The sequence below is a fragment of the Halomonas litopenaei genome (assembly GCF_017303055.1).
GTDB lineage: Bacteria > Pseudomonadota > Gammaproteobacteria > Pseudomonadales > Halomonadaceae > Halomonas > Halomonas litopenaei_A.
Window position 1 is genome coordinate 549,755 of the sequence record NZ_JAEKJT010000001.1, and the last position, 12,321, is coordinate 562,075.

The window sequence follows — 12,321 nt, forward strand, 5'->3', positions numbered from 1 at the left end:
CATCGTTCTCGTTGGGGAAGACCATGAGCACAAAAAAGTTGTCACGGTCTGCCCTTCAGCCGCGCTCGCCTACTAGCGGCGTGCGGAACAGCTCGCGCCGTTGGGCAGAGTCGAGAGGGAGAGACAGCAAATGGACGAGCTTGGTGAAGGCCGCCTCCGGGGTCATGTCATCCCCTGAGACCACCTCCGCCGCCGCCAGCAGCTGACCGGCGGCGTAGTGACCGATAGCGATGGTGCCCTGGGGGCACTGGCTGATGGCCACCAGCAATTTGCCTTGGCCGCTGGCTTCAGCAAGCACGGCGCCGAGCTGTGGATCGTCAGGCACATTGCCGCCTCCCCACACCTCCAGCAGGGCGCCTTCGACTCGGTCATCATCCAGCCAGGCCGCCAGCTGCCAGGGGCGAATGCCCGGCCACAGCGGAATGCGCACGACCTTGTCGCCAAGCCCACGGTAGTCGCCGAGCTCGAACCGCGGGGCGCCGCGCTGCACGGTATCAAGACCACGTGACTCATGCAGCTGCCAATGGCCGGAGACGCATTCGCCGAGGAGCGGTGCATTGGGGCTGGTGAAGGCGTCGCTGTCACGAGCGTGCCATTTACGGCTGCGGCAGCCGCGCAGCAGCTTGCCGGCGAAGCATACGGCCACTTCCTGCAGCTGTGGCATCGCGGCGAAGCCGAGCGCGTCCACCAGGTTGTCCAGTGCATCGCTCTCGGCGGCGGCCAGCGGCGCCATGGAGCCGGTCACCACCACTGGCCGGTCGATTCCTTGCAACTGGAAGGCCAGGCTCGAGGCCGTCCAGGCCAGGGTGTCGGTTCCGTGCAGCACCACGATGCCGCGATAGGCCAGGTAGTGGTCGGCCACCAGCCGGGCGAGCGCTGCCCAGTCTTCCGGCTGAGCGCTGCTCGAATCGATGGGTGTGGCCACCTCCAGCCACTCGAAGGCGGGCAATGAGGCGCGCCGCTGCGCTGGCAGCTCGTCGACGGCACGGCGGACCCTGGCCTCCATATCGGGGCCAGGAGCAAGGCCATGGGGCGTATTGACCATACCGATGGTGCCGCCGGTATAGATGACCAGTACCGCTGCGTCGTAGTGGGAGTTCATGTGGCGATGTCCTAAGGGTGAAACGGTGAAACGAGGCCTGCAGGCCATGTCATCTAGCGACGGCGAGATGCCTGTCGGGTGATGACGGTGTCGTTGTCATCGAAGGTCAGCTGGCGCTGGCGCCCGGCCAGCCAGGCACAGCAGGCGGCGGCCGCCGCGATACCCATCAACACGTAGGCCACCACGCTGATCGGAGCCTGGTAGTCCAGCAGGATGCCAATGCTCAGGGGGCCAAGTGACGCGAGGGCATAGCCGCCACCCTGGGCCAGCCCTGACAGGCGTCCCGCCAGGCGGGCGTCGGCAGTGCGCAACACGATCAAGGTCAGTGCCAGGCTGAAGTTGCCGCCTTGCCCAAGGCCCAGCAGCAGTGCGCCCAGATAGCGCAGCGAGGTATCCGCCATCAGCAGCACCCATAGCCCACTGGCGGTGGCGCCCATCACCAGCAGCAGCGCAGGCCGTTGATCACGCCCGAAGCGTGCCAGCCACGGTGCCAGTAACGCCGAAACCAGCTGGACCATGACCGACATGCCCATCAGCAGGCCAGCCTCGGCCTCGCCGATGCCACGTTGCATCAACAGGGTCGGCAGCCAGCCGAACACGATGTAGGCCAGTGAGGATTGGGTCCCCATCAGCAGGGCGACCTGCCAGGCCAGAGGCTGGCGTAGCAGTCCCTTGGTCACGCCGGTTCCCACGTCCGCGCGGGCGCCTGGCGTGGCAAGCGTGCGCGGCATGTAACGTTCCCAGGCGATCAGCGCCGCCACCGCCAGCAGGGCCCAGGCGGCAAGACTGCGCGTCCAGTCGCCCAGCAGATCCGTCAGCGGAATCGCCAGGCCTGCACCAAGCGCGCCGCCCAGGCAGAGCGCCATGGTATAGACACCCGTCATCAGGTCCGCCCCCCGAGGCAGCTCCCGCTTGACCAGTGCCGGCAGCAGCGCTCCGCTCACGCCAATGCCCGCGCCGACCATCAGGGTGCCGGCGAACAGCGCAAAGGGGGAGCCCAGGCCACGCAGCAGCAGACCGGCGGCGATGACCCCCAGGCCGATGGACAGCGCACGTTCGGGGCCGTGTTGGCGAGCCAGGCGGGGGGCCAGCGGCGCGAACAGGCCGAGGCACAGCACGGGCAGGGTGGTCAGGGCACCGATGGCGGTGGGGGACAGACTGGTGTCCTGCTGTACTCGCGACAGCAGTGGTGCCAGTGACGACAGCGCGGGCCTGAGGTTGAGGCCGACCAGAACCATCAGCAGAAGAAAGCGCCAGGGCAGCGACGAGGCCTTCATGAGAACTCCTGAAAGATGGCCGACGTGCAGGAGAGCCCGCCAGCGAGGGGCGGCAACCCCTCACTGGCGGCCTTTGGATTACTTCAGGAAGCGGCGAAGGTCGCCACGCACCTGGTCATTGAAGGTCAGAAACTGGCTGTGGCGCTCGCCGTCGATGCCGTCGATACGTACTGCCGTGGCCATGCCCTTGTCGACCAGCAGCTGGTCGTAGATTTCCAGCGTGACCTTTTCGACCGGGGTCTCTCCGGGGGCCTGTTGACCATTCTCGAGGCGGAAGGTCTCCAGCAGGCTGGCGCGTACGCGGGTCGCCCCACCCTCGGACAGCACGCGCCGGACGAACAGCCAGCCCTCGCAGGCCAGGGCGACACCGTCGTGGTTGCGCAGGTACACGGTGCGGTAGCAGGCACCTTGCTCGGCGGCCTTGTCGGCCATGCTGCGATAGGCCTCGGTCATACGATTGGCGCTGACCCTGGCCTCATCTATCTTGGCCTGAGCGCCACGGTGTTCGCTGTCGAGCTGTGCCTGCTTCTGGAAGGCCCGGAAGCGCCGATATTCCTTGATCAGTTCTGGGGTAGCCATGTCGCGTTCCTGCTCAGGTGGGAGAGGCGCTTGAGCGCCCCTCCGTTTTAGTGGCATAGGTTCTGTGACGTAGGTTCAGTGGCGTGCGTTCAGTCGCGCCGCCTAGGCCTGGCCTTGGCGGTTGCCTTGTCCGCCGCGGCGGCGCCTGCGGCGAGCGGGCTGGTCGCTGGCATTGCGGTTGTGGCTGTTACCATTGTCGCTACGCTGGCCGCCGTTGCGCTGGTTGCCACCGCCATTACCGCTGCTACCGCCACCGCTGTTTCTGTTGGTGTTGCCACCTCGGCGCTGCCCGCCGCCACGGCGATTGCGTCCGTTTTCGATGGGTTCCGGCTTGGCGTTGGGGTCCGGCTCGAAGCCGGGCTCGATGCGCTTCTCGAGGTCACGCTTGATCAGCCGCTCGATGTTCTTCAGCAGGCCATGCTCGTCGACACACACCAGCGATACCGCCTGGCCTTCGTTACCGGCACGGCCGGTGCGGCCAATCCGGTGGACGTAGTCTTCGGCCACATTGGGCAGCTCGAAGTTGACGACGTGGGGCAATTCATCGATGTCCAGCCCACGCGCTGCTATGTCGGTGGCCACGAGCACTTGCAGATCACCCGACTTGAAGGCGCCCAGGGCGCGGGTCCGGGCTGACTGGCTCTTGTTGCCGTGGATCGCCATGGCGGTGATGTTGCGCTTGTCCAGATGCTCTGCCAGGCGGTTGGCGCCGTGCTTGGTGCGGGTGAACACCAGTACCTGGTACCAGCGATGACTCTCGATCAAATGGGCAAGCAGCTCGCGCTTGCGCTCACGATCCACCCGGTAGACCGCCTGATCCACCGTCTCGGCGGTGGTATTGCGGCGGGCGACCTCGATCATCTCGGGGCGGTCCAGCAGCTTGTCCGCCAGCGCCTGGATCTCGCTGGAGAAGGTGGCCGAGAACAGCAGGTTCTGGCGCTTCTCCGGCAGCAGCTTGAGCACGCGGCGAATGTCGTGGATGAAGCCCATGTCGAGCATGCGGTCGGCTTCATCGAGCACCAGGATTTCCACCTGGGACAGGTTGACGTGGCCCTGCTGATGCAGATCGAGCAGGCGACCCGGCGTCGCCACCAGCACGTCCAGGCCCGGGCGAATGGCGTCGATCTGCGGCTGCTGGCCGACACCGCCGAAGATGACGTGATGGGTCAGTGACAGGTGCTTGCCGTAATCGCGGACGCTTTCCCCGACCTGAGCGGCCAGTTCCCGTGTGGGTGTCAGCACCAGGGCCCGTATCTGGCACTTGGCGGGGCGGGGGCCTTCGGCCAGGCGCTGGAGCATGGGTAGGGTGAAGCCTGCTGTCTTGCCGGTGCCGGTCTGGGCACTGGCCAGCAGGTCGCCGCCCTTCAGCACCGCGGGGATCGCTTGGCGCTGAATGGGCGTCGGGGTGTCATAGCCCTGTGCCTCGACGGCACGGAGCAATTCGGCACGCAGGCCGAGATCGGAAAAACTCATGCAAACTCCAACACGCACGCACTCGCAGGACGCCAACTGACGGCTGGCGCCGGTCCCGGACAAGGCGTGGGATAAATTCGGCGGGGGACCCCCCGTCACCGTTGCCGGCATGATGCCAGATTTGTTGCGCCAGCGCACCGGCAACCGCCCTTCCAGCGGTCGTCGGTGGTGATGCAGGGGGCGGGTATCAGGCGCTGACCGTCAGGATGCTTGGCGAACCCGAGCGGCGATGGTGTCAGCAACGCCGTCCCAGGTGCGGCCAAGGGCGCGCACCAGAGCGGCATATCCGTCGCTGTCCAGCGGCTCTCTAGCTTCAAAGCTGTCGCTGTCGATGACCTGGCGTCGGGCATCGCGCAGCAGCCACTGCCCGGAGGTCACCGCGTAGCCATCGTAGTGCCCCTGGAAGCGGTCGATACTGAGCTCCAGGGTCATGGCGCCCTCTGCCGGTCCGCTCGACAACAGCACTCGGCGTCCCGTCAGCCGGTCGGCAAGACGATCACGCAATCCGCGCTCCAGCTGTTGCACCAGGGGGGCGGCCCATTGGTGACTCTTGGCCTGATTGAGGGAGATATCGTCGACCTGCAGGACCACGCCCTCGGCCTCAAGATAATTGGCCAGGCGCGGAGGAGCCACCACCAGTGGAGTATCGCTGGAGGAGGGGATTCGCGCGTCCTGGCTGCCTGCATCGGCGGGCAGCACGTACTGGGTGACCGGTGTCTCGGCGGTGGCGCAGCCACCCAGCCAAAGTGCCAGCAGGGGAACACAGAGGTGTCTGATTGGCCTCATGGAGAACTCCTTTCCGTTGAGGTCAGTGATGTCATCACATTCGCTGGCCCGGGCCGGCATGGCCCGGGCCGCCTGAGTCAGCGCGGTGCCCGCGGAATCGGGTCTTCCGTCTGGATACTGTCGAACAGCAGGGCCCTTGGGTCATCGCTGATCTTGCGCGCCGCTGGCTGCAGGTCGCGAACCAGGCGCTCGACTTCGTTCAGCGTGCGGGTCAGGTCCTGGTAGGCACTGGACTCCGGTGACAGGCCGCTCAAGGTCTGGCGCAGCTCGTCCAGGGTCTGGTTGATGTTGCCCGGCAGACCCTGGGTCTCCGGGTTATCCAGCAGGCTGTTCATGCTCTGCACCAGCGTGCGGGCCTGGGTCAGCATGGCTTCCGACACTTGCAGGTTGCGGTCCAGCCCCGACAGGATCGGCTCGATCTCGAGACGATTGAGCTTGTCGAGCAGCGCCGTGACCTGCGCCTGAATCTGCGCCAGGCCCGCCGAGGCGGTGGGGAAGACGGGGCGGTCGGCAAAGCTCTCCGCCACGTACTGGCCACGTAGCTCTTCGTCGATCTTGAGGTCCACGAACAGGGCACCGGTCAGCAGGCTGCCGCTCTTCAGGGTGGCGCGCATGCCGCGCTCGAACAGACGGTTGAAGCGTTCGCGCCATTCCTCCAGGTCAAGGTCATTGGCACCGATGCCAAGGCGCTGTGGCTCGATTCGGATCAGCACCGGAATGGCCAGGCGCTCACGCCCGGGAGGCTGCTTGGCGGTAAAGTTCCAGGGCACCGCGGCCACGGTGCCGATGCGCACGCCACGGAATTCGACCGGGGCGCCACGGGACAGACCGCGGACGGTGTCCTCGTTGAGCAGTACGAACTCCAGGTAGCGGTTGAAGGTACCCTGACGCGCCGCCTCCTCGTCGGCATACAGCTCGAAGGTGGCGTCTTCCTCGGCCTCGGGGCCGGCAGGAATGTCATCCGGCACACCGAAGGTCACGCCGCCGCCGAGCAGGGCCTCAAGGGATTCGACTTTTACCTGGAAGCCTTCGGAACCCAGGCTTACGTCGATGCCGCTGGTGCCCCAGAAGCGGGTGTTCTCGGTGACCAGGGTGTCGTAGGGGCTTTCGATGAAGATGCGGTGATGCATGCTTTGGGTCGAGACATCGAATTCGGCCTTCTCCACGCGACCTACGCTGAAGCCTTGAAAGGTCACGGCGTCGCCCACGCTAAGTGAGTTGCCGACCTGGCTGACCAGGTTCAGGCGCAGCCCCTCGGCGCCTGGCGGCGCGACCGGAGGTTCATCGCTGACGTCGAAGTCCCGGGCATCGACCTCGCTGCGGCCCGGCTCCAGCTGAATATAGGCGCCGGACAGTACCGTCCCAAGACCGCTGATGCCCTCGCGGCCGATACGCGGCTTGACCACCCAGAAGTGGGTGTCCTCGACCAGCATCTGCTCGGCCTGGGGCTCCATCTGGGCGGTGATCTCGACGCCGGACAGGTCTTCGCTGAGGGAGACGGAGGTCACCTTGCCGACCTCGACGTTACGGGTCTTGATCAGCGTCTTGCCGGCTTCAATGCCGTCGGCCGTGGGCAGATGCAGCGAAATCTGAGGGCCACGGCTGGCATAGTTGTCATAGACCAGCCAGCCGCCGATGAGCAGTGCCACGAAGGGCACTATCCATACCGGCGACAGGCGTTTCTGCTGGGTCGGTGCGGCACGGTGCATGTCCTGGTCCGGCGGCACTTGATGATCTTCCGGGTGGCGCGAATCGGCGTCACTCATGATGTGCTTCCTTGTTCGTCCTGCGTATGGCGTGTCATCGAAGGGGGCGTGTCTTCACCATCCTCGGCGGGATGGTGGATGGCGTCGGTGGGATGGTGGCTGGTCGGTGTATAGGGGGCATGCGTCTTGCTGTCGCCATCCCATAGCAGACGTGGATCAAAGCTCATCGCGGCCAGCATCGTCACGATCACTACGCCGCCGAAGGCCAGCGACGCCGGGCCCGGGTCCACTGACATCAAGGCGCCCGCCCTGATCAGTGCGACCAGGATCGACACCACGAACACGTCCACCATCGACCAGCGTCCGATCAGCTCCGTCAGACGATACAGCCGAGCGCGAACCACGGAACGCATATTAGGTGCCCTTGGCGCGACCAGGCACAGCCACACCAGCGCCAGCAGCTTGCCGATGGGCACGATCACGCTGGCCACGAAGATCACCAGGGCGACAGGCCAGGAGCCGTGACTGACCAGGTAGATCACCCCGCCGATGATGGTCTGAGGTTCCGCCGAGCCCAGGCTGGTGGTGTACATGATCGGGTAGACATTGGCCGGAATGTACAGCACCGCTGCGGTCAGTAGAAGAGCCCAGGTGGTCTGCAGACTGCGTGGGCGCCTGGCGTGAAGCTTCTCGCCGCAGCGTCGGCAGCGACCGTGGCCGTGCTGATCCAGCCGATTGATCAAACCGCAGGTGTGGCAACCCGTCAGACCCTGGGAGGCCGCAGTGGCGCCGGTGCGGGTGCCTTCCGGCGCCAGCGGCTCCCCGGTCAGCGAAAACCACAGCCAGTCCTGATCCAGCGACAGGGTGGTGGCCAACAGCAGTACGGCGTAGATGATGAAGGCCCAGAACGACACTCCGAGCGTGATCTCGGCAAGCCCTGCCACCTTGATCAGCGCGACCATGGTGCCGACGATAAAGACGTCGGCCATCAGCCATGGGGCGATGTGAGACAGTCCCCGTGCCAGCGTGCGGCTGTAGGGCAGCCGACGAGGCAGCGTCAGGCTGAGCTGAAGATAGACGACGGTGATCAGATAGAGAGCGGGCAGCACGATGATCGACATCAGCACCATCATGGCGACGATCGGCTGATGATGCTCGAGCATCTGGGTCGCCGTCTGAGCGACCTCGATCTCATTGCCGACGCCCTTGGCACGAAAGCCGATGAACGGGAAGGCCAGGGCCGCCGCCATGGCCACCAAGGCGCTGATCGCCAGCGCCAGACTGCGCTGTGCGGGGAAGGCATGGCGCTTGACCAGATCATGGCCACAGCGTACACAGTCGGCTTCTTCACCGGGGCTCAGCGGGGGGAGCGCCATCACCCAGTCACACTCGTGGCAGGCGCGCAGGCGTCGGCGCGACTTGACGTGTGCCTCGGGTGGAAGATGCTGGGTGACGGATGTCTGGCGCAGCCGATCAATATGGCCGCGAAGGGATGTAGGCACGGTCGTCAATATCCTCCCGTGGGTGGCAGCAGCGAGGCGCTGTGCGGGTACTGGACGTCAGCGCTTTCGTAACAAGCTGATCCTGCGAATTAAAATAGTGTGGCACGTTGACGTGGGTGACACCATAGACAAAGATGCGACCGATATCATGGGCTGAGGAGTTGACATGTTGCTAGCGGTTTCTGCCGTCGTGGGCGGTCTGGTCGTACTGGTGTGGAGCGCAGAGCGCTTCGTCGAGGGGGCGGCAGCCACCGCCAATCGGCTGGGTCTGTCACCTTTGCTGGTCGGTATGCTGGTGATCGGCTTTGGTACTTCGGCCCCAGAATTGACCGTTTCAGCACTATCTGCCGCCCAGGGGAACCCCGGTCTGGCGCTGGGCAATGCCTACGGCTCCAATATTGCAAATATCGGTCTCATCCTGGGGCTGGTGGCCCTGGTGTCTCCGCTGGCGGTGCACTCCTCGGTGATCCGGCGTGAGTTGCCGGTGCTGGGAGCGGCCACCCTGGTGTCTGCATTGATGATGTGGGGTGGCGTGATCAGCCGGCTGGAAGGAAGCCTGCTGCTACTCGGCTTGCTGCTGTTCATGGTGGTCAGCATCATTCAGAGCCGCCGTGAAGAGGCGGCGGCCAGGGCCGATGCCTTGGCGATGGACACGGTACAGGAACTCGATGCCCATGCGATGTCGCTGGGCAAGGGACTCGCTCTGACGCTTGGTGGCTTGGCGCTGCTGGTTGTCAGCTCGCGCTTGCTGGTGTGGGGCGCCGTCGACATCGCTCAGGGCTTGGGCGTGTCTGACGTGATCATCGGTCTGACGGTGGTGGCGGTGGGCACGTCCTTGCCGGAGCTGGCGTCGTCCATCAGTGCCCTGCGGCGCAAGGAGCATGATCTGGTGCTCGGCAACGTCGTCGGGTCTAACCTGTTCAACACCCTTGGCGTGGTCGGCCTGGCCGCCGTGATTGCGCCCATCGAGGCCGGACGTGAAGTGCTGCTGCGCGACTGGTCGATCATGACCGCCATGACCGTGATGATGGCGGTATTTGCGCTCGGCTGGAAAGGGCGAGCGGGGCGTATCAACCGCTTGGAAGGGGGCGTACTGGTGGCTGTCTACGCCTTGTATACCGGCTACCTGGTATCGCTGGTGCTGAGCACGACCTCGGGCGCTTGACGCCTGGAGGCGAAGAATAGGCAGGCTGCGCCGTTGTCGTCGTTGACTGACGCGCTAGTAGGCGATTGACGACTGCGGCGTGCGACAATTAGCCATGCGACATAGGCCGATCTGCATTCTATGCTGGGTGCAGCGCTGGATCGAATGTGCAAACTTTTGCATATTGCGTGCGACGATGGGCCACCAGGGATGTGGTGAGCCCCTCGGCGTCTGATCCAGCTCGGTTCAGCTGGGGTCCGGTCCGCAGTGGTTGGGTGGATGGCGGGACACCAACGCCGATCATCTCTGCCTCGAGGAGTCGCTCATGGAACTGGATCCCGTGCTTCTGTCACGCATACAGTTCGCTTTCGTTGTTTCCTTCCACGCCATCTTCCCCGTGTTCACCATTGGCCTTGCCTCTTATGTCGCGGTGTTGCACGGGCTGTTCTACAAGACAGGCAACCCTGCCTGGGATCGGCTCGCCGCCTTCTGGGTGAAGGTCTTTGCCGTGGTATTCGGCATGGGGGTGGTGTCCGGTATCGTCATGGCATTCCAGTTCGGCACCAACTGGAGCAATTTCAGCCAGGCCACCTCCAACTTCCTGGGGCCCATGCTGAGCTATGAGGTGGTCACGGCGTTCTTCCTCGAGGCAGGCTTCCTCGGCGTGCTGCTGTTCGGCCGAGGCAAGGTGCCTGAAGGCGTTCACTTGTTTGCCGCCATCATGGTCGCGGTAGGCACCTTCATTTCAGCGTTCTGGATTCTCTCGACCAACAGTTGGATGCAGACCCCCGCCGGGGTGGAACTGGTGGATGGCCGCTTTCATGTGACCAGTTGGGCCGAGGCGATGTTCACCGCTTCCTTCCCGTATCGCTTTACCCACATGGCCCTGGCCTCCTTCCTCACGGGCGGCTTCGTGGTGGCTGGTGTCAGCGCCTGGTATCTGCTGATTGGCCGCGATGTAGAGGCCAATCGCAAGGCACTGTCCATGTGCATGTGGTTGCTGCTGGTACTGGCGCCGGTGCAAGCCGTCGTCGGCGATGCCCATGGCCTCAATACCCTGGAACATCAGCCCACCAAGGTGGCGGCCATGGAGGCCAACTGGGAGACCCAGTCCGGCGTGCCTCTGCTGCTGTTCGCCTGGCCGGACAAGGAGGCTCAGGAAAACCACTTCGAGATCGGTATTCCACGGCTGGCCAGCCTCATCCTGACCCACGATCTCGACGGCGAGGTGCCGGGGCTCAAGGCGGTACCCAAGGAAGAACAGCCGCCAGTATGGTTCGTGTTCTGGTCCTTCCGCGCCATGGTGGCGATGGGCATGCTGATGATTGCGGTCGCCTTCGTCGGGCTGTGGCTGCGTCGTGGTGGCCGGCTTTACCGCAGCCGTCCGTTCCTGCAGACGCTGCGCCTGATGAGCGTGGCTCCCTTTATCGCGGTGCTTGGCGGTTGGTTTGTGACAGAGGCCGGACGCGCGCCATGGCTGGTCTACGGCATGATGACCCAGACCGAAGCGGTAACGCCGTCGCTTAGCGGCTGGATGGTGCTCGCGACCCTGATTGGCTATGTGCTGGTGTATGCGGTGGTGTTCTTGACCGGCGGCTACTACCTGACCCGAGTGGTGCGTCAGGGAATGCTGGCGGAAGAGCCCCGTGATGACGAGGTCGAGACGGCCAAGCGCCCGCTGTCCGCCGCCCACGCCACCCTTGAGGCCGATGCCGGCCGCCAGTTCGGGAGCTGATGACATGGAATTGATCAACCTCTCTGCCATCTGGGCCCTGATTATCGGGTTCGGTGTGATGATGTACATCCTGATGGACGGCTTCGATCTGGGGGTGGGCATTCTGTATCCGTTTGCCCCGGACGAACACGCTCGCGATGTGATGATGAACTCGGTGGCGCCCATCTGGGACGGCAACGAGACCTGGCTGGTGCTGGGTGGGGCCGGGCTGCTGGCAGCCTTTCCGCTGGTCTATACCATTCTGCTGCCGGCCCTGTACCTGGGGGTGTTCCTGATGCTCGCCGGCTTGATCTTCCGGGGGATTGCCTTCGAGTTTCGCTTCAAGTCGCGGCGCAACCGTCATTGGTGGAATCGGGCGTTCTGCTGGGGATCGATGGTGGCCACGTTCTGCCAAGGCGTCGTGGTGGGGGCCTATATCGAGGGTTTCGAAGTGGCCAATAACGTCTACGTGGGAGGTCCCTTCGATTGGCTGACGCCGTTCACCGTGATCACTGGTTTGGCGCTGATGGCAGGGTACGCCTTGCTGGGCGCAACCTGGACGATTCTCAAGTCCGAGGGTCACGTTCAGGAATGGGCCTATCGGATTACCCCCAAGCTGCTGCTGCTGGTGCTAGTCGGCTTCGCCATCATCAGCATCTGGACGCCCTTCGTCGATGACTTTGTGCGCGAGCGCTGGTTCGATCATCTGACCCTGTTCTGGGTCTTCCCCTTCCTCGCCCTGGTGTGTGCCGGCCTGATCTGGCGGTCCGTGGCCAAGCGCCGTGAGGGGCAGCCGTTCGTGGCGACCATGGGACTGTTCCTGTTTACCTATCTCGGTCTGGTCGCCAGCAAGTGGCCGTATCTGATTCCCCCCGACATCACCCTGTGGGAAGCCGCGTCAGCCCCCGAAAGTCAGCTGTTCCTGCTGCTTGGGGTGCTGTTCGTCATTCCTGTGGTGCTGGGCTACACCGCCTGGTCCTACTGGGTCTTCCGCGGCAAGGTGCGGGGGGCGGGCTATCACTGAGTCCGCACACCGCC

Annotated in this window: 10 protein-coding genes; 3 read left to right on the forward strand and 7 right to left on the reverse strand. The window is 64.5% G+C overall.

From position 1 onward, the window contains the following. Nucleotides 1-55: 55 nt before the first annotated feature. The 7 genes from JF545_RS02350 to JF545_RS02380 form a co-directional block, all read right to left on the reverse strand. Nucleotides 56-1,102, reverse strand: coding sequence for an asparaginase (locus tag JF545_RS02350; protein ID WP_206938245.1), 1,047 nt, complete (start codon nucleotides 1,100-1,102; stop codon nucleotides 56-58). Between the two features lie 53 nt (nucleotides 1,103-1,155). Further along, a complete protein-coding gene (locus JF545_RS02355; RefSeq protein ID WP_242520567.1) occupies nucleotides 1,156-2,379 on the reverse strand; it encodes an MFS transporter in 1,224 nt (407 codons plus the stop codon). Nucleotides 2,380-2,457: 78 nt separating this feature from the next. Continuing rightward, nucleotides 2,458-2,958, reverse strand: a complete 501-nt coding sequence (locus tag JF545_RS02360; RefSeq protein ID WP_206938246.1) for a hypothetical protein — start codon at nucleotides 2,956-2,958, stop codon at nucleotides 2,458-2,460. Between the two features lie 102 nt (nucleotides 2,959-3,060). Next, a complete protein-coding gene (locus tag JF545_RS02365; RefSeq protein WP_206938248.1) occupies nucleotides 3,061-4,431 on the reverse strand; it encodes a DEAD/DEAH box helicase in 1,371 nt (456 codons plus the stop codon). A gap of 201 nt (nucleotides 4,432-4,632) precedes the next feature. Further along, nucleotides 4,633-5,217, reverse strand: a complete 585-nt coding sequence (locus JF545_RS02370) for a PqiC family protein (protein WP_206938266.1) — start codon at nucleotides 5,215-5,217, stop codon at nucleotides 4,633-4,635. Between the two features lie 77 nt (nucleotides 5,218-5,294). Further along, nucleotides 5,295-6,983, reverse strand: a complete 1,689-nt coding sequence (gene pqiB / locus JF545_RS02375; RefSeq protein ID WP_206938275.1) for an intermembrane transport protein PqiB — start codon at nucleotides 6,981-6,983, stop codon at nucleotides 5,295-5,297. Beyond that, nucleotides 6,980-8,425 carry a paraquat-inducible protein A gene (locus JF545_RS02380; RefSeq protein ID WP_224852015.1) on the reverse strand — a complete coding sequence of 482 codons (1,446 nt, stop codon included), beginning with the start codon at nucleotides 8,423-8,425 and terminating at the stop codon, nucleotides 6,980-6,982. Before JF545_RS02380 ends, pqiB begins: the two co-directional genes overlap by 4 nt. Nucleotides 8,426-8,591: 166 nt before the next feature. Here JF545_RS02380 and JF545_RS02385 point away from each other — a divergent pair, with 166 nt between their 5' ends. The 3 genes from JF545_RS02385 (at nucleotide 8,592) to cydB (ending at nucleotide 12,307) form a co-directional block, all read left to right on the forward strand. Further along, the gene (locus tag JF545_RS02385) at nucleotides 8,592-9,590 is read left to right on the forward strand and encodes a calcium/sodium antiporter (protein WP_206938285.1); all 999 of its coding nucleotides are present in this window, start codon (nucleotides 8,592-8,594) and stop codon (nucleotides 9,588-9,590) included. 304 nt (nucleotides 9,591-9,894) lie between these two features. Then, nucleotides 9,895-11,304 (forward strand): cytochrome ubiquinol oxidase subunit I, encoded by a 1,410-nt coding sequence (locus JF545_RS02390; RefSeq protein WP_206938287.1) that lies wholly within the window; start codon nucleotides 9,895-9,897, stop codon nucleotides 11,302-11,304. Between the two features lie 4 nt (nucleotides 11,305-11,308). Beyond that, nucleotides 11,309-12,307: a cytochrome d ubiquinol oxidase subunit II gene (gene cydB / locus JF545_RS02395; RefSeq protein ID WP_206938289.1), complete on the forward strand. Its 999-nt coding sequence runs from the start codon at nucleotides 11,309-11,311 to the stop codon at nucleotides 12,305-12,307. Nucleotides 12,308-12,321: the final 14 nt, after the last annotated feature.